Origin of the sequence: Sphingobacterium phlebotomi (assembly GCF_008180195.1) — a bacterium.
In the GTDB taxonomy this organism is placed as follows: Bacteria; Bacteroidota; Bacteroidia; order Sphingobacteriales; family Sphingobacteriaceae; genus Sphingobacterium; species Sphingobacterium phlebotomi.
Window position 1 is genome coordinate 1 of sequence record NZ_VTAV01000007.1, and the last position, 23,448, is coordinate 23,448.

25 protein-coding genes and 2 pseudogenes are annotated in these 23,448 nt (G+C 41.0%); 16 read left to right on the top strand and 11 right to left on the bottom strand.

What is annotated here, in order from left to right:
• Positions 1–143 precede the first annotated feature (143 nt).
• From FXV77_RS11410 to FXV77_RS11440, 7 genes are all read left to right on the top strand, one after another.
• Positions 144–1,079, top strand: a complete 936-nt coding sequence (locus FXV77_RS11410; RefSeq protein WP_148919365.1) for a FecR family protein — start codon at positions 144–146, stop codon at positions 1,077–1,079.
• A 152-nt stretch (positions 1,080–1,231) separates the two neighbouring features.
• Complete coding sequence (locus FXV77_RS11415) at positions 1,232–2,821, top strand: carboxypeptidase-like regulatory domain-containing protein (RefSeq protein ID WP_148919366.1); 1,590 nt, start codon at positions 1,232–1,234, stop codon at positions 2,819–2,821.
• A gap of 100 nt (positions 2,822–2,921) precedes the next feature.
• Positions 2,922–5,774, top strand: coding sequence for a TonB-dependent receptor (locus FXV77_RS11420; RefSeq protein ID WP_148919367.1), 2,853 nt, complete (start codon positions 2,922–2,924; stop codon positions 5,772–5,774).
• 20 nt (positions 5,775–5,794) lie between these two features.
• A complete protein-coding gene (locus tag FXV77_RS11425; RefSeq protein ID WP_148919368.1) occupies positions 5,795–7,042 on the top strand; it encodes a DUF4876 domain-containing protein in 1,248 nt (415 codons plus the stop codon).
• A gap of 27 nt (positions 7,043–7,069) precedes the next feature.
• Positions 7,070–8,647 carry a DUF6850 family outer membrane beta-barrel protein gene (locus FXV77_RS11430; protein WP_148919369.1) on the top strand — a complete coding sequence of 526 codons (1,578 nt, stop codon included), beginning with the start codon at positions 7,070–7,072 and terminating at the stop codon, positions 8,645–8,647.
• Between the two features lie 49 nt (positions 8,648–8,696).
• Entirely contained in the window at positions 8,697–9,551 is an 855-nt protein-coding gene (locus FXV77_RS11435) for a hypothetical protein (protein WP_148919370.1), read from the top strand.
• Positions 9,552–9,637: 86 nt separating this feature from the next.
• Entirely contained in the window at positions 9,638–9,907 is a 270-nt protein-coding gene (locus FXV77_RS11440; protein ID WP_148919371.1) for a hypothetical protein, read from the top strand.
• Here the strand turns inward: FXV77_RS11440 and FXV77_RS11445 are convergent.
• From FXV77_RS11445 to FXV77_RS11455, 3 genes are read right to left on the bottom strand one after another with little or no spacing between them, the layout of a single operon-like run.
• The gene (locus tag FXV77_RS11445; protein WP_148919372.1) at positions 9,885–10,277 is read right to left on the bottom strand and encodes a DoxX family protein; all 393 of its coding nucleotides are present in this window, start codon (positions 10,275–10,277) and stop codon (positions 9,885–9,887) included. The two genes, FXV77_RS11440 and FXV77_RS11445, sit on opposite strands and share 23 nt — an antisense overlap.
• The gene (locus FXV77_RS11450) at positions 10,274–10,741 is read right to left on the bottom strand and encodes an SRPBCC family protein (protein ID WP_148919373.1); all 468 of its coding nucleotides are present in this window, start codon (positions 10,739–10,741) and stop codon (positions 10,274–10,276) included. The genes FXV77_RS11445 and FXV77_RS11450 overlap by 4 nt, the downstream gene beginning before the upstream one ends.
• Before the next feature lies 1 nt (position 10,742).
• Positions 10,743–11,063: a metalloregulator ArsR/SmtB family transcription factor gene (locus FXV77_RS11455; protein ID WP_148919374.1), complete on the bottom strand. Its 321-nt coding sequence runs from the start codon at positions 11,061–11,063 to the stop codon at positions 10,743–10,745.
• Positions 11,064–11,197: 134 nt separating this feature from the next.
• Between FXV77_RS11455 and FXV77_RS11460 the strand changes: the two genes are divergently transcribed.
• The 3 genes from FXV77_RS11460 to FXV77_RS22435 are packed head-to-tail and all read left to right on the top strand — an operon-like array spanning position 11,198 to position 12,711.
• Positions 11,198–11,743, top strand: a complete 546-nt coding sequence (locus tag FXV77_RS11460) for a DUF1697 domain-containing protein (RefSeq protein ID WP_148919375.1) — start codon at positions 11,198–11,200, stop codon at positions 11,741–11,743.
• Positions 11,744–11,786: 43 nt separating this feature from the next.
• A complete protein-coding gene (locus FXV77_RS11465; RefSeq protein WP_148919376.1) occupies positions 11,787–12,080 on the top strand; it encodes a DUF202 domain-containing protein in 294 nt (97 codons plus the stop codon).
• Positions 12,081–12,099: 19 nt separating this feature from the next.
• On the top strand, positions 12,100–12,711 hold the full coding sequence (locus FXV77_RS22435; RefSeq protein WP_148919377.1) for a DNA alkylation repair protein: 612 nt from the start codon (positions 12,100–12,102) through the stop codon (positions 12,709–12,711).
• Here the strand turns inward: FXV77_RS22435 and FXV77_RS11475 are convergent.
• From FXV77_RS11475 to FXV77_RS11500, 7 genes and pseudogenes are all read right to left on the bottom strand, one after another.
• Positions 12,693–13,343: pseudogene (locus FXV77_RS11475) on the bottom strand (RteC domain-containing protein); the annotation flags it as partial. The gene FXV77_RS22435 and the pseudogene FXV77_RS11475 overlap by 19 nt on opposite strands.
• Positions 13,344–13,480: 137 nt before the next feature.
• Positions 13,481–14,353, bottom strand: coding sequence for a metallophosphoesterase (locus FXV77_RS11480; RefSeq protein ID WP_246162437.1), 873 nt, complete (start codon positions 14,351–14,353; stop codon positions 13,481–13,483).
• A complete protein-coding gene (locus FXV77_RS22440; RefSeq protein ID WP_246162439.1) occupies positions 14,293–14,727 on the bottom strand; it encodes a hypothetical protein in 435 nt (144 codons plus the stop codon). Before FXV77_RS22440 ends, FXV77_RS11480 begins: the two co-directional genes overlap by 61 nt.
• Positions 14,728–14,736: 9 nt before the next feature.
• On the bottom strand, positions 14,737–15,708 hold the full coding sequence (locus tag FXV77_RS11485; RefSeq protein ID WP_148919379.1) for an aldo/keto reductase: 972 nt from the start codon (positions 15,706–15,708) through the stop codon (positions 14,737–14,739).
• An 80-nt stretch (positions 15,709–15,788) separates the two neighbouring features.
• Positions 15,789–16,358: a Crp/Fnr family transcriptional regulator gene (locus tag FXV77_RS11490; RefSeq protein WP_079718344.1), complete on the bottom strand. Its 570-nt coding sequence runs from the start codon at positions 16,356–16,358 to the stop codon at positions 15,789–15,791.
• Positions 16,343–16,795 (bottom strand): SDR family NAD(P)-dependent oxidoreductase, encoded by a 453-nt coding sequence (locus tag FXV77_RS11495; protein ID WP_148919380.1) that lies wholly within the window; start codon positions 16,793–16,795, stop codon positions 16,343–16,345. Before FXV77_RS11495 ends, FXV77_RS11490 begins: the two co-directional genes overlap by 16 nt.
• 165 nt (positions 16,796–16,960) lie before the next feature.
• Positions 16,961–17,512 carry a cysteine hydrolase family protein gene (locus FXV77_RS11500; RefSeq protein WP_148919381.1) on the bottom strand — a complete coding sequence of 184 codons (552 nt, stop codon included), beginning with the start codon at positions 17,510–17,512 and terminating at the stop codon, positions 16,961–16,963.
• A 435-nt stretch (positions 17,513–17,947) separates the two neighbouring features.
• Between FXV77_RS11500 and FXV77_RS11505 the strand changes: the two genes are divergently transcribed.
• The gene (locus tag FXV77_RS11505; protein WP_246162452.1) at positions 17,948–18,619 is read left to right on the top strand and encodes a cold-shock protein; all 672 of its coding nucleotides are present in this window, start codon (positions 17,948–17,950) and stop codon (positions 18,617–18,619) included.
• Here the strand turns inward: FXV77_RS11505 and FXV77_RS11510 are convergent.
• Positions 18,609–18,937 (bottom strand): annotated as a pseudogene (locus tag FXV77_RS11510) (recombinase family protein); the annotation flags it as partial. The gene FXV77_RS11505 and the pseudogene FXV77_RS11510 overlap by 11 nt on opposite strands.
• Positions 18,938–19,591: 654 nt before the next feature.
• Between FXV77_RS11510 and FXV77_RS11520 the strand changes: the two are divergent.
• From FXV77_RS11520 to FXV77_RS11540, 5 genes are all read left to right on the top strand, one after another.
• On the top strand, positions 19,592–20,425 hold the full coding sequence (locus FXV77_RS11520) for an SDR family NAD(P)-dependent oxidoreductase (RefSeq protein ID WP_148919383.1): 834 nt from the start codon (positions 19,592–19,594) through the stop codon (positions 20,423–20,425).
• A gap of 8 nt (positions 20,426–20,433) precedes the next feature.
• Positions 20,434–21,345, top strand: a complete 912-nt coding sequence (locus FXV77_RS11525) for a helix-turn-helix domain-containing protein (RefSeq protein ID WP_148919384.1) — start codon at positions 20,434–20,436, stop codon at positions 21,343–21,345.
• Between the two features lie 178 nt (positions 21,346–21,523).
• Positions 21,524–21,952, top strand: a complete 429-nt coding sequence (locus FXV77_RS11530; RefSeq protein ID WP_148919385.1) for a DoxX family protein — start codon at positions 21,524–21,526, stop codon at positions 21,950–21,952.
• 34 nt (positions 21,953–21,986) lie between these two features.
• On the top strand, positions 21,987–22,562 hold the full coding sequence (locus FXV77_RS11535) for a TetR/AcrR family transcriptional regulator (RefSeq protein WP_148919386.1): 576 nt from the start codon (positions 21,987–21,989) through the stop codon (positions 22,560–22,562).
• 49 nt (positions 22,563–22,611) lie between these two features.
• A complete protein-coding gene (locus tag FXV77_RS11540; protein ID WP_148919387.1) occupies positions 22,612–23,397 on the top strand; it encodes a putative quinol monooxygenase in 786 nt (261 codons plus the stop codon).
• The last annotated feature ends 51 nt before the right edge of the window (positions 23,398–23,448 follow it).

Consider the following 23,448-nt stretch of genomic DNA (forward strand, 5'->3'; position numbering starts at 1 on the left):
ATTAAATCTAACGTTTTTGATGAAAACACTCCTTAAGTTTTTAAAATATCGTGTCCACTTTTTGCTGACGATTTACAAAGGCACTTACGTATCCATTTGGCGGAATATTTAAGCATATTGGTCTTCATCATAATGACAAGTTTATGAAACGTGAATTGATTGTAAAATATATAGTCGGCGAGGCCGATCAGCGGGAGCGTTCAGAGGTTGAACGCTGGATAACCGAAGACAGGAACAACAGAGTTGAGTTCGAAAAGATGAAAAAAATATGGGACATAGGTGAGGGGGCTGAGCAGGTTCCTGATGTGGATATCGACAACGCATGGTCAAACTTTGTGCGGATGCGTGATGGCCGCACAAAGCATATCCGCTGGAATAGGTGGGCTGTGGCTGCTGCGATGCTGGTGTTCTGCGCATTGGGCTTTTGGGTGATGCAGGCCTCATTAGGAGATCAACAGACGCTGAAAACAGAAATGCAAGTACAACATGCGGTCTTGCCCGATGGAAGTACGGTACATCTCAATACACATGCAGAAATGAGTTATGAAAAAGGATGGTTGGGTAAATATAGGCATGTGCAGCTTCGTAAAGGTGAAGGTTTTTTTGATGTCAAAAAAGATCCGGAACACCCCTTTGTGATCCAAACGGGCAGAAGCAAAATTACGGTCTTGGGCACAAGCTTTCACGTCCGCCGGGAGGGTGTGTTTACGGAGGTCATTGTGGCAAGTGGTTCGGTAAAAGTAACACATGACGAACAGGAGATCGTCTTAAAGCCAAACCAAATGGTGCTATTGTCGGATACCTCTACCAAAGAAATGCGCGTAGATACGGTTCCAGATCAACTGTACCGTTATTATGTGCGTCAGGAATTTATTTTTGAGAATACCGACTTGAAACGTGTTTTTGAAGTCTTAGGGAAGGCTTATGGACAAAAGTTCGTAATCGATGATCCCCAGACGCGAAAACTACCTTATACCGCCACCTTTGAGCAGCAAAGCTTACAGGAGATATTGGAGGCTATTTTCAAAACCTTTGATTTGAAGATGGTAAAAAAGGATAATATATATCATATAAATTGATCATAATGTGCAGGCTAAATAATTTTATAAAAACGCTAAAAATAATACTATACATCATTCGTAGATCTAAACTCAAAGTATTGATTGTACCCGTTTTATGTATGTTTTTCCTATCTGTACAGGGGCAAAATCATCTTTCTAGACACATTGAGATGCCGAAATTTGAAGACGCGAAGCTGAGGGTGATCTTTGATGAATTAAAGAAACAGGAATCGGTGCTCTTCTCGTTCAATAGTAATTTGGTTGATTTAGATAAGCCGATTAATACGACTCCTTTTCGAGGACTGATGGTTGATTATTTGGAGGTATTGCTTGGTGAGAAATACACGTTCAAGGAAACCAATTCACATATTATCATTACCTATGCACCACAGCGATTGAATGTACATACGATCGATATCGATACCCTGAAAAATAACCGGGCGAAGATAACGGGATATGTGATGGATGTGCAAACAAATAAACCCATAGATTTTGTGACGGTATACGATCGGACGACATTCCAGGCAGCTTCCTTAACGCGTAAAAACGGTTATTTTGAATTGGATTTAAAGAACTTAGGGAATACGGTGACGGTTGCGCTGAGTAAGGAAAACTATCGGGATACCATGCTTGTTTTGTTGCTTCCTGTAAATGTAACGAATCCGGATCCAAACAGAAAGGTCGGCTACCACCAAACATTAGACTCGACCAAAACGATTGCTAACTCGGGATTCGGACGGTTTTTTACGAGTTCAAGACAGCGTATCCAAAGCATGAATGTTGGTGGTTTCTTTGTGTATAGCCCCTTTCAGATTTCGATGACCCCGGGATTGAGTACGCATGGTCTTTTCAATTCACAGGTGGTGAATAAGTTTTCGTTGAATATCATCGGTGGTTATACAGCAGGGGTAGACGGCACGGAGTGGGCAGGTGTTTTTAACGTGAACCAGTTTGATATGCGCGGATTGCAAGCAGCCGGGGTAACAAACGTAGTAGGAGGGGATGTGCGTGGCGTGCAGATGGCAGGGGCAGCAAATGTTGGTCTAAATACGGCCAAAGGGGTACAGATAGCTGGTGTATGGAACACAATAGATACGTTAATTGCTGGTGCGCAAATAGCCGGTGGGGCAAACCTGGCGACGGATGCCAAGCGAAGCTTGCAGATTGCCGGTGTGTTGAATAAATCAACAAACGAGGTGGGGAACCAAATCGCGGGCGGGATCAACATGGCAAAAAAAGTACATGGTGTACAACTTGGGGTTGTCAATATAGCGGATAGCAGTGACTATCCGATCGGCGTATTCAATTGGATTAAAAATGGTACAAGGCAGTTTTCATTGGGATTTGACGAAAGCCAGTTTGCTTCGCTAAATTTCAGGAGCGGAGGTAAGGTGTTATATGCTGTTTTAGGGGCAGGAATTTATGTCGACAATAAAGATTTGCAATATGGTTTTGAAACCGGCTTAGGAGGTTTTCTCGTGAAAAAGAAATCGTTTTCTTTATCTGCAGAGCTTGTCCATCGGATCCAGTTTGACAAAAACTGGAAATATAGTGAGGCAAACCGAAGTTCTTTACGGATTATTCCGGCAGTACATTTAACTAAATCGTTACAGCTATACGCAGCACCATCGCTGACCTATGCGGAAGCTATACACAAAGTGGATGGGGCGAACGGCGTATCCTGGAAGTTCTGGGGTGCAGATGCTTCGCGAAATACGTTACATGGTGGAGGAACTGTAGGCTTGTCGTATGTATTCTGAGTAAATTGTCTTGATAAGATAGGTATTTAAAGAAACATTGTTGCATTTGTAGTTTTTTATTTATTACATTTGCAGCAATCAAATACCATATCTATCAAACATGTCAGACCAAAAATGCTTTATCAGGTATACTTTCCTACTCTGGACGCTTTGCGTAGCTGCCATATCAGCGAATGCCCAACAAGCAGAAATAAAACTAAGGGGAACCGTTTATGAAATCCAACAGGATAACCTACGTCCACTTGGCGCGGCATCCGTGAAAGTGTTTCCGTACAGTTTACAGACACATGCCAATGAACAGGGAGAATTTCAGCTAGACGATATTCCAACGGGAGTTGTTAGGATTGTGGTTAGCCATGTAGGCATGGCCGATCTGGACACGACCATAACGCTGGTACGAGATCAGGAACTTCGTTTCATGATGCGTCCAAATTCGTACAGGCTTCGCGAAGTAAATGTTACTGGGCAAAGTGCATACATTAACGGTTCGTCCAGCACCCATATCGGCCGTAATGCCATCGATCATTTGCAGGCCAACAGTCTATCAGATGTCATGTCACTCGTACCGGGTGGCTTAGTTGTTAATCCCAATCTGAATGAACCCAAACAGATCAATATTAGAAACGTAGCTAATGCTACCTCCAATACGAACGCATTTGGTACCTCCATTGTGCTGAACGGTGCGCCCGTATCCAATAATGCAAACTTGCAGACCCTTACGCCGGTGCACGGTGCAGCATCGATGGCTGGAGGTACGCCGCCCGCGGGTGGTTTCGATACGCGTAATATTCCATTGTACAATATTGAATCGGTAGAGGTTATCCGAGGCATACCGAGCGTGAAGTATGGCGATATGACGTCGGGGGCGGTAATCGTCAATCAAAAGGCCGGCGTACATCCGCTAACGGTAGAAGGTAGCACAAATCCCAATCTATACGGCATCAACCTGTCCAAGGGATTTTCACTCAACGACAAGCAGGACGCCCTGAGTATCGGGGCGGATTATGTACGCAACACGCATGATCCGGTACAGTCTTATCTTTTCTACGAACGTACATCCCTAAATGCGCTTTACAGTTCAAGTTGGATAAAGAATAAGCTACGTACCCACTATGGCTTGGTGGTTTTCCAGGGGGGCGAAACAAGAAGGCAAAACCCAAATGACGAAACGCGTCAGCTTAGGTCGTCAGCAAAAGAGTTGGGCTGGGTGTTAAATAGTTCAGGTACATATCGACCGCAATCATCCTCCTGGTGGCGGGAGTTTTCCTATTCGGGTAGGATCGGTGTGACAGACAAGGATGGGTACAACCAGCAGCGTTACACCGCTGCCAACGCAGCCTATGGCATGTCAATACAGGACGGAGCTGTATTATCAAACACGGCGGGAGGCAGGCTTTTTGACGAAGAGGGAAGGGAAATTACGCGTATCCTGTCGGGCGACGAAAATCGATACGCACTTTATCTACCTAGCACTTATTTAGGTATGCACCGGATCGAGGGTAAAGAATTCAATGCTTTTTTCTCGGCAAACACCACATTTTTTCATCGGATTGGCGGTTCTCATCATACTTGGTTAGCAGGAGGGGATTTTAAGGCAGACCGGAACTCTGGCGCAGGAAGAATCTTTGCGGATAGTCTACCTCCATACCGAAACCTGGGCTATGTCAATTCCTCTTTCCGTAATTGGGCGTTTGATAATATTCCTGCCATATACCAACTTGGCGCCTTCGTCGAAGACAACGTGGTATACCGAATCGGAAAGCACAACGTTAACTTGATCGCAGGTCTTCGCTACGACCACTTTTCCGGTGTCGGTGACCGTCTCTCGCCCCGTATTAACTTTTCTGTCGACATTGTTCCCAATACAGCTGTACTTCGATTAGGATATGGCTCGCTGGCCAAAGCACCGAGTTTGTTATATGCGCACCCTGAACCAGCCTATTTTGACTATATAAACATCAATGAAATGGCCAGCGGACGTGAAGACGCTTTATTCATGACGACAACGAGCGTATTCGATACCAAGAATAACGATCTAAAAATAGCGACGAATACCAAAATGGAAGCTGGTGTGGATCTGCGGCTGGGGAAATCACAACTGCACGTCACGTTATTTCAGGAAAAGCTGCGAAATGCGTACGGCATTGGGCCTACAATCAATACATTTCGACCGGTAAAATACATTCAATATGAGCGTGTTCAAGCAGATGACCCCACGTTAAGGATTGCTTCGTCCAATCCTGTGTTGGCGTCCTTCAATCAACCACATAGTAATAACCAACTCGACAAATGGGGGCTGGAGTTTGACTTGAATTTGGGCAGGATAGATGCGATAAGGACCGCATTTCAACTGTATGGTGCCCACATCCGACAGAAATCATATTCTTCAGATTATTTTTTCTACGATGAGCAAAGCAGTGCTGGGGCGACCGAACGGACCCATATCGGTCTATACGAGCCGGGAATGACGACCGCCTATGAAAAATCCACGGTGACCACGCTAAAAGTTACCCATAATATTCCGAGTATTGGATTTGTCGTGACGCTCACGACCGACGCTATCTGGAACGAATCGGATTGGACGGTTTATGGGAACGATTCGATTCCTGTTAAGTACATCAGCAAACAAGATGGTCAGGTACACGATTTTGATTTCAAAAACAGAGAGGATGTGACGGAAAAAGAATTTCAGGAGATTCTCCGTCCGGTATCACGCCCCTACGAGATTGTAGAAAGCTTTCCTGCTATGTTCAATTTCAATATAAATATAAGCAAAGAGATCAAAGACTTTTTGAAAATATCGTTTTTTGCCAACAACATGTTCCGGTCTTACCCCGTCGCACAGTCCGACCGGATCGGTACGGTATACTATACACGAAATATGTCCAACCCTACACGGAATAGTCCCGGCCTTCCTTTCTTTTTTGGATTTAGGGTCGGTGCTAAATTTTAGAAAATTTAATAAGAGTATATATGAAATTAGAAAAATATATCGTCGGCAGTTTGTTCGTTAGTCTTTTGGCGTTCTGCGCCATCTTTCAGGGCTGCCAGAAAATAAATGATGCACGCGAAATAGAAGATATGCAGTATGCCTCATTAAACATAGAAGCTATTCCGGTTATTGAAGAGGTTACATCGACGGAAGGCCTGCGATTGGTTTTGCAAAATTATCCGGAGGGTATCCGTATAGAGCGTACCATGCAGGCTGGAGTCAACTATATCGACAACATTGTGCCTGGCGTGTACAGCATTACCATCAGTGGAACGGTAGAGAGTGAACAAGGGAATTTTTTCCTGAACGGAAGTGTAAACAATGTAATGATTCTTCGGGATAACGAGATTTTGCAGATCGAAGTCGACGGTGCCACCGTGGGTCCTTTCGCCTTCAGCGAGATCTTTTACTCGGGGACGGATCCTTTTTACTTTCGAGACCAGTTTTACGAAATTACCAACAATTCGGATGAAACAACTTATGCCGATGGGTTGTACTTTGCTCGGATCATGCCGATAGCGGCTACAACCAGTATGCCCATTTGGCCGGAAGAAGACGGTAACCGATACCTATACACCGATCGTGTGTGGCGTGTTCCGGGCAACGGGACACAGTATTCACTCCAACCGGGAGAATCCTTTATCATTGCACAGTTTGCTGCAAACCATCGCTTGCCACAGTACAGCCCAAATTCGCCCATTGACTGCTCAAAATGTGAATTTGAGTTTAATATGAATAATCCTAATTTTCCCGATCAGCCGGCAAGCGATATGCAACATATATTTTTTAATGGAAATGCCGCTATGGGTTCATCTCCACAATACCTGACCTCTGTATTTGGAAGCGCGTTGGTCATATTTCGTGTTCCAGAAGGAGAGACATATGACCCCGTTGGAAATCGGGATTTACAGACCCGCGATCTGTCCACGACCTCGCCCACCTTGTACGCCAAAATACCGCGTAGCTATGTCGTTGATGCGGTGGAAGCGGTACAAAATGAGGCGATGGGTACTGCAAAACGTATACCCACTGTATTGGATGCGGGGATTACCTATGTCGATGCCACCTACAACGCATTGGGTGTCCGGCGGAAAAAGGTAGGAAATAGAAATGACGGATCGCCTATTTTGATGGATACCAACAACAGTACAGATGATTTTGAGCGTAAGGTTGTTCCGCAGTTTAGGTACCACGGACAAGGCATCCCGGATTGGTCACCTGCAAATTAATCTCTGATTGAAATAGAATTAAGCGAAATGAAAATGCACAAAAATATCTCTTTATACTTATTGACATTACTTTCTGTAGGCTATGCCAACCAGTTGCTGGCGCAGCAGCAGACTGTAAATAATATATTCCAATGGGAAGTGGATCGGCAATTCGGCAATTGGCGTCATACGGGCAATGCCGCTGGGCTATTAGTCGACCAGCCGGCCCACCTCTCTGCGCTACAGGCAGGGTACAGTAGCGAGGTCGGCGACTTTAAGAGACCACAGGAAGCACGAAGAAGTTCGCAAGCTGATGTAAGTACACTTGGCAATATCTACCTTGGTGATCTATACATACAAGGGCACTTCGGTTACGCCAGACACGATCGCCGCAATGCAGAATACAATGCATCTATGATCGATCCGTTTCGCGGAATGCCCTATCTTGTCGCAGATACCAATGCCAGTAACTGGGTTAACGAGCATTACCGCCTTGGTTTCGAGTTGGCCTTCCCGGTCAAAGATAACAGGATGCAGTTTGGGTTGGCGATGGATTACCGTTCTTCCAGTGGGGCTAAGCAACGTGATGTTCGTGCGTTGAATAGGTTCTATGCTCTTCATGTCAGCCCGGGAGTAGTTTATCAGATTGCTCCACAGCACCGGATAGGAGCCAATCTATCTTATCGCAATCATAAGGAAGAAGCTACGAACAGGAGTGTAAACAATGAAATTGACCAAGGATATTTCTCGCTATATGGTCTCGGACATTCGGTTGCTCGACTGGGTTATGAAAATCTGACCACGAGTCGTCAGACAAACTATGAAGCGGATAGGATAGGGGCCGGATTACAATATGGATTTGAAGGGGCTTGGTCTGTTCTGCTCTCCGGAAACTATGAAGTTGGTGCCGAGGACGTGCATATTGGTTTTATGGATACTCGGCCGGAGGGAACACTTTTGCAGGATGATTGGACCTTAATACTGGCGCTACGCCGTTCGCGAAAACATTGGAAGCATATTATAGATGCGAAAGGCTATTGGTCAAATGCTAAGGGCTCGGAATATATCAACGAATTCGTTCCGGGTCTCGATAGTGACGGCTATAGCAATAGATATAGTAGCGTACGATCTACTTATGATCGATCCAGTATTGGTGCAAGCTATGAGCTGATTAAAATGGATGGCAAACAATACAGCTATCGCGCCAAGGGAAAACTAGCGTATGGAAAGGCAGAGGATCGATACCTGATACCAACCTCTACGTTTGCATTCGAAGAAATGCTGTACGGGGCAAGTTTTGAAAAAGCTTTTTCACTGGGAAGGACGGCGAGATCTCTTGTTTCCGTTGGTGTATCGATGGATTATAGACAAAGTCTAAACGCGGATTATTATTATGGTGGATCGCTCCCTAATTCCCTTCCGGTGACCGATCTAATGGTGCGGGAAACAAATTATTTCGCATCGGATTTCCTGACCATTGGCGTACCAATTGTTTATTCGTTCGAACTCTCCTCGGCACGGGAAAGTAGTCTGTTTATCAAAACGAATGGTTTCTATCAGCGTGCAGATCAAGCGTTTTTTGATCGCCGTAAGGGCTTAAGCGTCAGTTTGGGAGCTACCTTTTAGCGTCATAATTAAATTCAATTCAATAACTTTAACAACATACCTACTGCTAATGACTAAGATCAAATCTTTTCCGCTTATATTGTTGAGCTTCGTGATGCTCCTCTCTTGCAAAATGCAACGGCCCAGCTCCCAAAAATCCAGTGTTCAGCTTGCCGACGAATACAAACTTGCTGACTCCATTCTGCAGGTTGGCCTGGATAATGAGGCGCTTTTTACACTTCTCGGAGACATCAAACCCATGAGCAGTTTGGTTTCTTTTTCTTTCCCCATTGCAAATACCGATTCTACAAAGCTTTTGGAAGAAAATATACTGGAAACAGATTCTGCACAGGCGTATCTTGCAGAGATTGCTCGTATACAGCGCGTGGTCAGTTCCATAGACCTAGACGGGTTGGATGTGGTGTTTGTACCTTACGCTGCGGCTTATGGCAAGACCCGTTCGCTACAGGTCAGTGTCGTTCGTACGGCTTTGCTGGACAGTCTATTGTACGCGAAGCAGACATTCTTTGGACAGTTTGGAATAACACCGGGAGCCAGCCCAGTAATGGTTGTCACGGCAAACGAGTACGGAAAAAAATATGACCGTTTGCGCGGCTACGGCCATCTGTTCGGTTATCCGGATTATGCGGTAGACTTTTTCGTCAAGGCGTTCCATACCGCAGATACTGATGGTAAACATGTCGAACGGGATTTCTTCCGGATGCCCACATTTAAGTCGGAAGAGGGGAATTTTGTTTATGCCGTACCTAAAGGCCATCGTACCAACGAGGTGGATTCCTTGATTTACAAACGTGCTACAAATCTCTTAGAGGAATACAAGCGTTGGCGTCCCCGCTATCTCAGACCGGATAGTACGTTACGTTCCCAAGAACTGATCCGAGATTTTATAAAGAAGCAGAATTAACAGGTTCAGCCGAACATTTTTCTTAGGAATGTTGTTCTTTTAAATAAAAGATATACAGGATGAGCACAGTTATAAAAACAGATACGATGAAAAAAATCAGTTTGGCAACAGGCGTAATACTAACAGGTATATTGTTAATGGCCTGTAATGGACGATCAGGATCATCATCTACGGATACGACCGACTCCCTCTCACAGCCTACCGAAGATAATGGTGTTCCGCTGAATAATCTGGAAAGAAGTAGAGACACGGATACCATTGATCAGCAAATCGAAAATAATTCGGGTGTTCCTTTAGATAATTTGAATCGTGATAACAGCAATGATACGACGATTAATCGCCCGAATTTGGATTGAATAACTTCCTGCTAACAGGTCTGAAAGACCAGGATAGAATTGTCAAGACCAATAATAATGTTGGTCCGAATAACGCTGCCATGTCATCTCCAATGCAAAGGTGGGAGATGATCGCGCCTGACATCAAGAAGAAAAATCCGGCATAAGCCCATTCTTTGAGTAAGGGGAATTTTGGAAGTAGGACAGTGACTACACCAAGTAATTTCCAAATACCGACAATGGTGAGAAAATACACAGGATAACCTAATTCCAAACTGGTCTTTTGGACTTCTTCCTCCATGTTGACTAATTGCACGATAGCGGTGGACGTCATGCCTAGCGCTAGCCATATCGTCGCAATCCAATAGATTATTTTATTCCGTTTGTTCATAATGATGGTTGTTTTAAGATTTCCTGTAGACGATCGTGTGCCATACTTAAGCCTTGTGCAAATGGCATCTGGAGTAGTTGATCTCGGAATGCAACAGTTTTGAAAATAATTTGCATAGTCAGTTTGCTCGTATCATCGCTTAACGCCTCAAAATCAAGAAACTCTAACTGCACAGGGAAATCCGTGTTTTCCATTTTAAATGTCCGGGTGATTTTTTGATCGGGGATAAATTCCAAAATGACACCGCTGGCACTGAATACAACATTCCCGTCATAAGAAGTTTCGAATTGCCAGCTGCCATGTTTTGTGTTTTCCAATTTTATGACGTTAGTACCCATCCACTGTGCGACAATGTCCGGATCTTCATACGCTTTAAAGAGCAAGGCTAAAGGTAAATTGAATTCTCTGGTGATGAAGAGTTCCTGTTTACCCTCTTCGGCTTGTACTTGTGTTTTTAACTCCATGTTATTTAGTTTTATAGTTTTTCATTAGTGCCTCTAATTTGTTGAAACGATCGTCCCACATTTTGCGGAAAGGTTCAATAAAATCCGCTATTTCTTTCATCTTTGAACCGTTTAAATGATAGATGATTTCTCGACCGTTTTGTTGGGGCTGTAAAAGCTCACATTCTGTAAGAATTTGGATGTGTTTTGAAACTGTAGGTCTAGCGGAATCAAAATTTGACGCGATAGCACCCGCCGTCATAGATTGTGTTGCTACCAAGACAAGAATCGCTCTTCTCGTCGGGTCAGCAATCGCCTGGAATACATCTCGTCTTAAATTCATTATGAAGCTATTTGGCTACAAATATAATCGTAGTCATTTGACTACGCAAATTTTTTTAGAAAAATATAAACCGCAAACAAAACTTTATTTATCTTGCGTTTAGCTCGATTAGACAAATTAAGAAGGTATTAGCAATGCGTGTTTTTAATTCCGACAACAAATTTTGTGCGTTTCTGCGAGGTGTGAACGTAAAAGGCACGAATATGAAAATGGCAGAAGTTTGTTCTGTGTTCGTAGGAGCGGGGATGAAAGATGTTTCCTCGGTCTTAGCTTCGGGGAATATCCTGTTTTCCTCGGAAAAGAAAGTAGAGGAAATAAAAGAAATACTGGAAAAATCGATGTCAGAACATTTCTCCTACGAAGCGTTTCTATTCGTGAAAAGCCAGAAGGAAATAGAGACTATTTTTGCTGAAAATCCTTTTGAAACAGATCCGAGATATCATGTTTATAGTTTTGTTGGTGTAGATGGTATAGAGAAAATACTGCTGTTGGAATTTGAAAAATCAGGAAAAGCATCAGGAGAAGAAGCACAGCTTATCGGTCGTAATTTCTACTGGAGAGTTCCAAAAGGAAACACCCTCGATTCCGAATTTGGGAATATATTGGGAAGGAAGAACTTAAAAAATTCCTTCACTTCGCGTAACATCAACACTTTTGAGAAAGTGTTAAAGAAAATATAAACGAAGGGTATAACTAGGAACAGAATCACGTTTATTTGAGATTATGAACAAAGACTTAATACTTCGAGAAAAACTTGCACTCACACGCACGGTTTTGGCCAATCAATCGACATTGTTGGCATTCATACGGACATCAATGTATTTTTTGGTAGCAGGAATAAGCGTCAATAATTTAACGACCATTACACATGCCTACCTTATTGAAATTGTGTTTATTATTATTTCGGTAATTTTATTGTTCGTTGGAATTTTCAATTTTTTCTCTCAAAAGAAAAATATCATAAAAAGCGAAAAGCATATTGGTGATTATAAAATGGAATATCTAAACAAAGAATAAATAAAAATTCCAACTAGATATGAAACTCTCTTCAGAAGCAGAAAACACCTTGGCTCAAATCAATACTGAAACTAAACTGGGAGAACTACGAAAGATTGCGGGTAAGATTAAAAAAGACCACGAGCTGGCTTTGGAACTTTGGTCAACGGGGCAGTTTTTACCCCGACAGTTGGCAATTTTGATTATGGACAAAAAACAGCTTTCGCAAAAACTCATTGACAACTTAGATAACGACATTCAGCAACACAATGAAAATGAAAAACTTCAATTAATGGATTGGCTAATGGCAAACCAGCTTTCTAAAGACAAAAAGACTATTTCATTAATGGAAACTTGGGAAAACAGCCAATCTTCACTACAAAGGCGAGTTTTTTGGTATTATCAAGCTCGTTTACGTTGGGTTGGACAAACACCACCGCCAAACAGTAAAGAATTACTTTCTAAAATTGAAACACGCATTGAAAGAGAAGTGCCAGAGGTACAATGGGCAATGAATTTTACAGTGGCCCAAATCGGAATTTTTGAAGAAAAATACCGTTCGAGATGCGTAACACTTGGAGAATCAAATGTGCTTTCAAAGTATTGGGCTACTTCCCTTATATCGTTGTTCCCGTTGTCAAATACATTTTGATAGTGCAGGGCATAAATCAGTTCTATCAAGGCTACTTTGCTACCTGTCCATTTCAGCTTCTTTTGGGTTTTCGATTTATCTTTTTGGAATTTGTTATACAACTGGTCTTCGATGTAAACCTGTATCAAATCATTGGCTATTATCTTGGCGACCTTGTAATCATGTGAGGTGGAAAAGGACTGGTCAGACTGGAAATAATAAGTGTCCAACCATAGCTTAATATCGTGGTTGCCCCGTAAAAACATTTTCTCGTCAAGGAACGAGTTATTGCTACGGTAGTACTTGTAAAAATCGAGGTTGTTGTCAAAGAACCTCTTTAGCTTTTTCAGTTCTTTTTTGAGGTATTTCCTTATGGGCTTTGCTCTGTAGGGCTTCTTTGTCTCGATTTTATAAATGGCGTTGTAGTAAATGAGTTTTGCTAAAATAGCAGGTTTCTGATATTTGAAAAAACGGATTTCTTCATTCACATTCTTAAACCCTCTTTTCAAGACATATTCCTTTACTTCGGACAAGCATTGTACAATTACGTGTATAACAGCCTCTATTCGTTGTACAGAGCAATCAGCATCTATTCCAGTTTCGGTGATTGAGGTTTCCAGTTTAGAAAGTGTTTCATTGTAAAATTTATCCATCCAATTATTTTAATTGCTATTTTATTAGAAATGCCTAAATCTGTTGTGTTTAGGCATTATCGAATTCCTCGTTTATAATTTTAGAGAGATGACAGGGCTACCCATCATCTACACGCTATTTTTTTAATAAAGAATAGCTAAACACTGCCTTTCTGCAATTCAAAGATGGTGATTTCTGGAAGTATACCCACACGACCGGGATATCCAAGAAATCCAAAACCAGCATTAACATATAGCTGCTTGTTTCCCTCCGAATAAAGCCCTGCCCATTCTTTGTAAATGTATTGCACAGGACTCCATTGGAAGTGTTCGCTCCGCACACCAAACTGCATTCCATGTGTATGTCCGGCAAACATTGCATCAACATCCGTATCTAATACCTGTTCACGCCAATGCGATGGGTCGTGTGACAGGAGTAGTTTTACTGCTTCTTCCTCGGTTCCGAGCAATGCCTTTTGAATATTCCCTCTATTCGAAAAGTTCCTCGTACCCCAGTTTTCTACTCCCACGATGGAAATAGTTTCGTTATCCACTTTGACCTTGCGGTTCTCGTTGCGAAGCAAATCCCATCCCATGACCTTATGTGTGCCAACGAGGTTTTTGAGGTTTCGGTGCTTTTCGGGAGAATCCCCGTAACCGAAATGGTAATCGCCATAGTCATGGTTTCCGAGTACCGAGAATACCCCTAAATCGGCTTTCAACTTGGAAAACAAATCTTGATAGTCCCACATCTCCGAAGCAAGGTGATTGACCAAGTCGCCCGTAAAAAAAATCATATCCGGTTTTTCCCCCATCAATAACTCTATCCCACCTGATACCGCTTTTTTATTGTAAAACGAACCCGAATGCACATCCGAAATCTGTGCAATGGTCATACCATGAAAGGTTTGTGGAAGATTAGGCAGGTACAGCTTTTGCCGACGAATCCTATAATCGTATGCACCCGAAATTACACCCCACGATAGCCCAAAGAACGGCAACGAAGCCACGACCAATCCCGACTTGAGCAAAAATCGGAACGTGTGATTACATGCCTCTGCTTGTCTCCGATAAGTTGGGGAGAGGGAGTTTCTTTTTCTTTTTTTGGAAAGAGAAAACGGGAAATCCACACGCCTCCACGCCTAATGTCGTCAGTAACCAAGACCAGTCCATAGCTAAATTTACACATGGTCGTAATGATAAATGTAATCACAATACCGGAACGGTAAGCAAACGGAAAATCGGAGCGAAGCGCTGTGAATAACCCGATTAGGAGCATGATGCTATACCCCCACCACAGCCATCCAAACCATATTTTCTTCGCAAAGGGGATGCTCGACCCACGCAATGCGAAGAAAACATAAAAGTCCAAAGCGACAATAAGTATGGCATAGAAAAGAAGCATACGGTATATTTATTTGCCTAATTTTTGTTGAACCTGTGCAGGGTAGCGTTCGCCTACAATTTTAATTGTCGCCAATGCTGCATTTATTTTGCTCAACTCGTCATTGGTTAATGAAACATTTGTCGCACCAATGTTTTCTTGTAAGCGGTGTAATTTTGATGTTCCCGGAATTGGAACGATGAAAAGTTTTTGAGCCAATAACCAACCTAATGCAATTTGTGCAGGTGTAGCGTTTTTTTCTTTCGCAATGGAAACAACCAAATCAACTAATGCTTGGTTGGCTTCCCTATTTTCTTTGCTGAAACGTGGCGACATATTTCTTGCATCGGTTTTATCCAATTCCACATCTGCGTTTATTGTTCCTGTCAAAAATCCTTTGCCCAATGGACTAAAAGGCACAAAACCAATACCTAATTCTTCCAATGTCGGAATAATTTTATCTTCGGGCTCACGATAAAACATTGAGTATTCGCTTTGCAAAGCGGTTACAGGCAAAACGGCGTTTGCTTTGCGAATGGTTTCTGCATTTACTTCACACAAACCAAAATGTTTTACTTTTCCCTCTTTTATCAGGTCTTTTACAGCACCTGCAACGTCTTCAATAGGAACATTCGGGTCGAACCTGTGCTGATAAAACAAATCAATTACGTCTGTCCGCAACCTTTTCAAAGACGCTTCGGCAACGGCTTTTATGTTTTCGGGACTACTGTCTAATCCCAATCTCCCATCCCCGTCTTTGAAACCGAATTTTGTAGCAATCACAACTTCATTACGCAATGGTTCAAGTGCTTCGCCTACCAAGAGTTCGTTTTCTCCATAACCTTGCGCCGTGTCAAAGAAAGTGACTCCGTGTTCAACTGCCGAACGTATTAACTTTATGCTGTCTTCCTTTGTAGGTGCATTCGGAAAACTTAATCCCATACACCCAAAACCCAATACAGATACTTCCAATCCGCTGTTTCCTAATTTTCTTTTGTTCATCTTTTTTGATTTTAAAATTTGTTAGTACAAAATTGGCTCAATAAAAAATGAAACCATTTGCCATTTGGCAAAAAGTGATTTTAGCGGATATTCTTTCTTATTCTGCTTAAAGATGATTGCGTAATGCCCAAATAGGAAGCGATGTATGACAAAGGCACACGATTTACCAATGTTGGAAACTTCTCGATAAAGTCAAGGTAGCGTTCTGTTCCGTCCTGCGAAACCAATTCGCTTCTTCTTGCAATTTTTTCGCCGTGATGTTTAGTGATTATTTTTTGAATAATGCTATCCCAACCAATAATCGTTGCGGAAAGGTCTTTCCAATTTTGTTTTGAAAAAACAACCAATTTGCAATCGGTAATGGCAGACAGATATTCGGAAGGCGTAAAAACTTCATCAACTGTGTTTCCCGATAAAATCAAATGGTTTTCCTCAATAAAATAGCGTGTAATTTCTTCACCTTTGTTGTTGTAATAAAAAACACGAATAACACCGTCCGTAAGAAACCCAACCTGTCTAACTGTTTTTCCCGCTTCCCAATAATATTCGTCTTTTTTGAGTTCTATTTCTGTCGCCTTGCTTGTAATCAAGTCTATCTGCTGTTTGTTCAAATTACCGAACTGCAACAGGTAATTTATAAATTCTTCCATAGTACAAAATTATTAAATGGTTTGGTATGACGATTTGCCAAATGACAAAATCCGCGTGCTTTCATTTGTTGCAGGAATAAATGAGTGAGTGCCACCAAAGACGAAATGTTAAGTTGCAACATAGCTAATTCCGATTGCAAAAGTAATGTTGCAAACTCGCCACCGGAGCCGATTCCGGCATTATTGATAAGCATTTCTATTTCTAATCGGCGTTTTTGCGTTTCGTCAAAAATCTTTTGTATGGCATCTGCTTTAGATAGATCTGCCGAAATATATTCCACCGCAACTTGATGTTGCCTGGCTAGCTGTTCAGCCAATACCTTTAGTTTCGATTCGTTTCTTGCTACCAATACGAGGTTGTGCTTTCTTTCTGCTAAGCGGTTTGCAAGAGCTTCTCCGATTCCGCCCGAAGCTCCTGTTAGTAATGTTACTTTCATTTTTTGTTCTTTTAAGTTCACAATGCAAAGTTGAGATTGTCTGCAAACTTAAAAGTGTTCAAAAGTCTGATAGTTGTGTTCAGATGTCTGTTGTTGGGTTATTGGCCTTTGTCAAGTTCTAAAATTGCCCATAACGCCAACCCGATGTTAGGCACAGCTTTGCTTTTATGCTTTGTCAACATTAGCTTTCAGGAGATCATCGGTTTTAATAACTTGAATTTTAGAGCTCGTTGGCGTCATGTCAGCCCATAACCAATTGTAATATTGTATTACGGTAGGCGCATTCAAATGTGGCCGGTCTGCGGTCGTGTGTCCATCTTCTATTACCGTTATATGATAATCTTTGCTAACTGCTGATTTTATAGTTGAGTCAACGCAAAAATCTGTAGCGCAACCTGTGACAAATAGTTCTGTTACACTGCACTTTGTAAGGAGAGCTTGCAGGTCTGTATTGTAGAACGCATCATTTGCTGTTTTAGAAATAATTATATCGTTTGAATGTTTTGTTAACTCTGGTAATACTTCCCAGTCTTCGGTGTCAGGTAAGAAACTATTCTCTTTGGTTCCGTCATGTTGTATGAAAATAACTTTGTCATTATTGGTTCTGAAATAATTCGACAAAGTATTTATTCTGTCAATTACGCCCAATGTGTCATGGCGCAAAGTATATGGCCTAAAACTGCCGATTTGCATGTCTATTATTAACAATGCTTTCATATCAAGTTAGTTTGTTATGTGAAGACCGGTCTGCCATAAAGTTGTGCCTAACTTACGTATTAATTTAAGGTTGCCGTTTCTAAACGCTTGTAAGTATCTGTTTCTTAACGAATATCGTTATGTGTAAAACTACATAAATCCCAGATGAATACTGTAGAGATACTAACAATTTATTGGATGCCTTGTTGTAAACCACAATATGACATGCTTATTCAGATAGCAAGATAGCACAATAAATTTTTGTGGTCAACTTACCGTACACCAGAATACCTCGCATTCCACTGTTTATTATCATTTAGTGCAAATCGCATGATGTTACTCCTTGGAATTTAATTGTAAGAGGGTCGTTATACTTATTCCTGCAAACAATTAATTTTCAGGCTTTAACAATATTCCTTACCTTTATCCCTATTGGAACAAAGCCCAAACCAAGCCATGTTAACCGGCGCTGTCAAATGGTTCGATAATAACAAGGGATTCGGTGTTCTCGCATTACCGTTGGGAGAAGAGCTGTTTGTCCATATACGTGCATTCAAACCGCCTCCAAATGAAAGCATAAAATCTGGTCAGGTGATCGCCTGCGACAAAAAGCACGATCCGAAGCGAGACAGCTACTATGCACACAATTGCCACGTCCTAAGCCATTCGGATGACTGGAAAGCTGTCCTTTCCCTATTGGGAAAAGACGATACGGTGCAACTCGAAGGGAAACAACGGAAAGGACAGCAGCATAGCCTTATGGAATTGGCTGCCAACCAACTCCTGAAGGGAAAAGACGAGGATAGCATATTTAAGATGGTTACTTCCGATCTCGACCGGAGGTTAGCGTCGTCGCTTTTTATACCTTATGCCGAATTTCTTGAGAAGGTCTTTGTGCGGGCTTTAGCTAAGGAATCGTCGGACCGCTTGCTTTCACGAGTGTTCGGATACTTTGGAGAACGTATTACGCCTGATATCCTTTTCAGGGTATGGAAAGCATCCAAATTCCGATATATCGGTTATGATAAGCCGGGGGGCTATGAGATACCGGAAGAAGTGCTCAATGTGAATGCCACGGAGATCGGTTATGAAGAACTGGCGAGGATCAGGGAGCACAGTTTCGGATAGCTACCCAAAAATTATTTTTACTGAACCGACTTTCTCCCGTACTTTCCTCCATATCTGTTCTGTATTGAAATTATTGGAAGCGATTTGCTCAAATGCCCATTTCAAAAGCGGTGCTTCAAAGTCATGTGGAGCAATATATTTCTTTTTATCCTCACTAATCTTGTTGACATATCCCAATGGAGCAGTACCCATATACCGCCCCTCTTTTTTTGCCCTGCGCATTCCGTGAAAAACGTTCAATGCATATCTGTCGTTCTCAACTTCCGGTGAAGCAAGATAGAACGCAAGCATGATTTTGTTTTCGGGAATGGTAAGGTCTCCGTTCCTTTCTTTTTCAAGATTCGCAAAACTCTTTCGGGTTGAGAACATTCCGAAAGGCTTAATCGGAGAATGTTGGATAAGCGATAACATATTTGAGGTTTTGAAGGCTTTGGAAGACATGGACGAAAACCAAAAAGAACCGTTCCTAATATAGTGCGACAACGGGCATCATAGTTTATCCGAGGGGGATATATACGACCTAATAAGCGACTTTGAAAATGACTATATCGGCGAATACGAGGACGAAGGATTAGACTACTTTCTTTCATGAGTTGAGACGAAAAAAAGTAGCAGAGAAACCTAAGATTGTAATTAATAAACTTTGCTTTACTTACCGATAAAGACAGGCTTTAATTTTTTAAATTTGTAGTATTGAAGCAACCGTTGGTTGAAAAGTATGATATAGCAGACCTAGATGTTTCAGGATATGAATTTACATCAAGCCTTGAAAGAGGACGAAAAGAAATCAGAATTGAAATTTCCAGATACCAATCGGAGTTTTCTACTGATGGTTGGGGAAGACGAATTGAGAACCCTCTAAACGAAGCACAAAATGATACCACTTGTATTTGAACACACCAAACCCGGATTTGGACACATTCTAAAATACTTTTTATTTGAACTTTGCATCATAATTAAAATGAAAATATTATGAGCAAACAAAAAGTATGGTTTATTACAGGAGCATCCAAAGGAATGGGGCTTGAGGTGGCAAAGATTGTTTTAGCAAATGGTGGCAAAGTAATTGCAACTTCCAGAAATTTGGATGAGCAAATAGCAAACATCGGCGAAGCGTCAGAAACTTTTCTTCCATTGAAAGTGGATATTACCAGTGAAACTGAAGTGAAATTAGCTATCGAAAAGGGTATTGAAACATTTGGACAAATCGATGTGGTTCTAAATAATGCAGGTTATAACCTGCTGGGCAATATGGAGGAGCTGAGTGATGCTGAGTTCCGTCAAACAATGGATGTGAATGTGTTTGGGATGACTAACGTTATAAGGCACATATTGCCTCATCTTCGCAAAAATAAATCTGGGCATATCATGAATACCTCCTCAATGATGGGCTATATGAGTTATCCTGCTAATGGGAGCTATAGTGCATCAAAGTTTGCCGTCATCGGATTATCCGAAGCACTTGCACAGGAGGTGGCTCCTTTTGGTATACATGTTACCATTCTTGTCCCCGGAACATTCCGCACAAGTTTTATGAGCGATAGCAGTCTGGCAGTGGCAAAAAATAAAATCGACGACTATAACCTGAAACAACAGGTAGAACTTTTCAGAAGTTATGATGGTAAGCAACCGGGTAACCCTGCAAAATTAGCTGAGGTTCTATACGAAATCAGCAATCTTCCAGAACCACCATTACACTTGCCTTTGGGAACGGACAGTTATCAATCCATCGTTGAACAGCGAAAAAAGGAAGCGATTGAACTGGAAAAATGGAAAGAGTTATCTTTTTCCACTGATTTTAAATAAAACGAAGGATGAAAAAAGCTACTCCATATAAGATTAATTCTATTTCTGAACTGCATCGTTTGTTTAGTTTGAAAAAACCGGATCATCCATTGATAAGTGTTATCGATTTTAAATTGCTCAAATTTGGAGATAGCGAAATTTGGAAAAGCTTTTATTATGATTTCTATTGCGTTGCCTGTAAAAAAGGTTCTTCCAGGAAGTTCAAATACGGGCAACGCAATTATGATTTTGACGAAGGTATAATGGGCTTCACGAAACCAGGACAGATATTTTCAGTTACAAACGTCTCAGATGATCCTGTATCCGGTTTTATGTTAGTCTTTAAACCAGAGCTGATTCGCCATTATAGATTGGGTAAGGTAATCGGTAGCTACAATTTTTTTTCTTATTCCACGGCTGAGGCTTTACATCTTTCGGAAAAAGAGGATGAAATAATTATATCCCTCCTTCAGCAAATGCAGAATGAGTTAAGAAATAACATCGATCAATACAGTCAGGATCTTATTGTCTCACATATAGAGCTGCTTCTTAACTATGCGAAGCGTTTTCACAACAGACAGTTTCTCACACGAAATTCCGAGAACAATGATCTACTAACGGAAATAGAGGAATTATTGACCGATTATCTAGATAATAAATCAGCTGTCTCTGGACTGCCGACTGTTCAACACATATCGAATGAACTCAATATGTCGCCCGATTATCTAAGTGATATGTTGCGAAACCTCACTGGTCAAAATGCGCAAACATATATCCATGGGTTTGTCATTGATAAGGCCAAAGAATTACTTTCTACCACAAATTTTAGCGTCAGCGAAATAGCATACCAATTAGGTTTTGAATATTCGCAATCATTCAGCAAGTTATTTAAAAAGAAAACCAATAAAACAGCTTTGCAATATAGGGCATCATTTAATTGAGTAATAAGTATTTCTTACCGCCGCAAATGCATTTTAGTTTAGAATAAGAACCCCAAAAAAATAGTTGATTCCCTTTCAAATTAGAATGCCACTACAGGACATTTTCGTGGGTGCTTTTAGGAATTTACACTGATCAATTTTCGTTATTCAGAGATTTAATTTTAGCAAAAAAAGCATAATGAATAAAGGTAAAAAAATATCAAAAGGCCTTTTATGGACTTCCTATATCATAAAAAGCATATTGTTTGTAATGTTCTTGACGGGAGCACTCAACTATCTTTTACTATCGGAAAGGACTGTTAGTAGTATTGTTGAAATGGGCTATCCAAAAACTTCAATACCTTATTTGGGAATCGCTCTACTCTTTGCTAACATTTTATATTTAATTCCTAAAACAACATTTGTTGGAGCATTATTTCTTACGGCTTATCTAGGAGGTGCAGTCGCTACTCACGTAATCCACGACGACCCAATCTTAAATATCCTGTCACCTGTAATTTTTGGTGTTTTTGTTTGGTTCAGTATTTGGTTAGGAAATGAAAAATTCGAATTTAAAGCCTCGTTTATGAAGCAAAGCCGTTTGTTCAAAAAAACAATTTTATTTTAAACCATTCAGTTTAATTCATTATCTTTGCACCATTATGCCGCGACAAAAAGAATTCAATTACGAAGAAAAGCTGACCGTAGCCAAGGATATTTTCTGGAAAAACGGATATAATGCCACGTCAATGAATGATTTGGAAAACGCGATGAAAATCAACAGGAGCAGTATGTATCTTACCTACGGCAACAAACACGAATTGTTTATAAAAGCATTAAATCAATACATCCAAAACAAGAGCAAGCAATACAATGAAGCAGTAAAAAAAGGAAGCAATCCGTTGGAGGCAGTGAAAAATATTATCAATTCTGTTTTTGAATCTGCCATTACCGAAACCAACTGTCTTTTTACCAATTCGATTTATGAACTTGGTCTTGCAGATAAAGAAGTGGGTGAAATTCTAAAAAAAGAAACACTATCCGCAGTAGAGCAAATAGAAACCTTGTTGAATAAAGCGAAAGAAAATGGAAGCCTGAAAACCGATAAATCAACCCGGGCATTGGCACATTTTATTGTTTCGGGATTGGCTTCGATTTATTACAATCAGATATTATTTTCTGACAACAAATTAACCAAACAATCAGCCGAAATATTATTTCAATCTATCATCAAATAATTTTTTTGCCCTATATTAAAACGAACAGTTTAAAATAATAATAGACAATATGAAAAGAAGAAGAAAACAAATTAGAAACAGGTGGATTCCTAATTTCACATTAGGAATAATTAGTTTATTCATAATAAATAGTTGCAATCAGGCAGAATCAAATAAAATGGATAAAACCGATAATAGAACAGGACAAGAAATTTCTGAAACCTTTCAGGAATTGGGTTTCTTTGGTGAAATTAAGCAAGAGAAATGGAACGATTTTGTTCAGGCAGTTCAAAATAATGTAAGCCATTCAAGACAAGAATCAGGAAATTTAGCTTTTAGTCTGTATCAGTCAGCAGACGGTAAATATGAGGCATTTTGGTTTGAACGTTTTGAAAACAAACAGGCCCATAATTTTCACAAAGAACAGGACTATTTCAAAAATGCAATTAGTGCAATTCAACAATCTTTGGCGGGAGAAGCGAACTCCATTGAATTGAAAGAAGTGAATGAAATCCCTGCACAAGAAGCTGTAATCCCTCAAAATCCCGAATTAACACACAATGTAATCGTCCTGTTTGATGTCAAACCCGACAAGCGACAAAGTTTTATCAACGCGATGCAGGAAGTTACATTTCCATCAAGAAACGCAACGGGTAATTTAGAGTTTAATCTGTATCGATATGCCAGTGAACCCAATAAATTTGTGTTGATTGAAAGTTGGCAGGATGCCGATAATCACAAGGCTCATTTGGAGCAGGAATATTCAAAAAAGCTTAATCAATTACTGGAAGATGTCTTTGCATCAAATCCGATGGGCACCCGCTGGCTTGTGAAAGATATTTCGATTAACAAATAAAATCTGACGTATATATTTTTTTAAGTCATTTTAAAACGATTGGTTTAATTA

Excerpts from the sequence above, each read along its gene's own strand:
- FXV77_RS11410 (WP_148919365.1), top strand. The coding sequence starts at position 144 with ATGAAACGTGAATTGATTGTAAAATATATAGTCGGCGAGGCCGATCAG.
- FXV77_RS11415 (WP_148919366.1), top strand. The coding sequence starts at position 1,232 with ATGCCGAAATTTGAAGACGCGAAGCTGAGGGTGATCTTTGATGAATTA.
- FXV77_RS11420 (WP_148919367.1), top strand. The coding sequence starts at position 2,922 with ATGTCAGACCAAAAATGCTTTATCAGGTATACTTTCCTACTCTGGACG.
- FXV77_RS11425 (WP_148919368.1), top strand. The coding sequence starts at position 5,795 with ATGAAATTAGAAAAATATATCGTCGGCAGTTTGTTCGTTAGTCTTTTG.
- FXV77_RS11430 (WP_148919369.1), top strand. The coding sequence starts at position 7,070 with ATGAAAATGCACAAAAATATCTCTTTATACTTATTGACATTACTTTCT.
- FXV77_RS11435 (WP_148919370.1), top strand. The coding sequence starts at position 8,697 with ATGACTAAGATCAAATCTTTTCCGCTTATATTGTTGAGCTTCGTGATG.
- FXV77_RS11440 (WP_148919371.1), top strand. The coding sequence starts at position 9,638 with ATGAAAAAAATCAGTTTGGCAACAGGCGTAATACTAACAGGTATATTG.
- FXV77_RS11445 (WP_148919372.1), bottom strand. The coding sequence starts at position 10,277 with ATGAACAAACGGAATAAAATAATCTATTGGATTGCGACGATATGGCTA.
- FXV77_RS11450 (WP_148919373.1), bottom strand. The coding sequence starts at position 10,741 with ATGGAGTTAAAAACACAAGTACAAGCCGAAGAGGGTAAACAGGAACTC.
- FXV77_RS11455 (WP_148919374.1), bottom strand. The coding sequence starts at position 11,063 with ATGAATTTAAGACGAGATGTATTCCAGGCGATTGCTGACCCGACGAGA.
- FXV77_RS11460 (WP_148919375.1), top strand. The coding sequence starts at position 11,198 with ATGCGTGTTTTTAATTCCGACAACAAATTTTGTGCGTTTCTGCGAGGT.
- FXV77_RS11465 (WP_148919376.1), top strand. The coding sequence starts at position 11,787 with ATGAACAAAGACTTAATACTTCGAGAAAAACTTGCACTCACACGCACG.
- FXV77_RS22435 (WP_148919377.1), top strand. The coding sequence starts at position 12,100 with ATGAAACTCTCTTCAGAAGCAGAAAACACCTTGGCTCAAATCAATACT.
- FXV77_RS22440 (WP_246162439.1), bottom strand. The coding sequence starts at position 14,727 with ATGCTTCTTTTCTATGCCATACTTATTGTCGCTTTGGACTTTTATGTT.
- FXV77_RS11485 (WP_148919379.1), bottom strand. The coding sequence starts at position 15,708 with ATGAACAAAAGAAAATTAGGAAACAGCGGATTGGAAGTATCTGTATTG.
- FXV77_RS11490 (WP_079718344.1), bottom strand. The coding sequence starts at position 16,358 with ATGGAAGAATTTATAAATTACCTGTTGCAGTTCGGTAATTTGAACAAA.
- FXV77_RS11495 (WP_148919380.1), bottom strand. The coding sequence starts at position 16,795 with ATGAAAGTAACATTACTAACAGGAGCTTCGGGCGGAATCGGAGAAGCT.
- FXV77_RS11500 (WP_148919381.1), bottom strand. The coding sequence starts at position 17,512 with ATGAAAGCATTGTTAATAATAGACATGCAAATCGGCAGTTTTAGGCCA.
- FXV77_RS11505 (WP_246162452.1), top strand. The coding sequence starts at position 17,948 with ATGTTAACCGGCGCTGTCAAATGGTTCGATAATAACAAGGGATTCGGT.
- FXV77_RS11520 (WP_148919383.1), top strand. The coding sequence starts at position 19,592 with ATGAGCAAACAAAAAGTATGGTTTATTACAGGAGCATCCAAAGGAATG.
- FXV77_RS11525 (WP_148919384.1), top strand. The coding sequence starts at position 20,434 with ATGAAAAAAGCTACTCCATATAAGATTAATTCTATTTCTGAACTGCAT.
- FXV77_RS11530 (WP_148919385.1), top strand. The coding sequence starts at position 21,524 with ATGAATAAAGGTAAAAAAATATCAAAAGGCCTTTTATGGACTTCCTAT.
- FXV77_RS11535 (WP_148919386.1), top strand. The coding sequence starts at position 21,987 with ATGCCGCGACAAAAAGAATTCAATTACGAAGAAAAGCTGACCGTAGCC.
- FXV77_RS11540 (WP_148919387.1), top strand. The coding sequence starts at position 22,612 with ATGAAAAGAAGAAGAAAACAAATTAGAAACAGGTGGATTCCTAATTTC.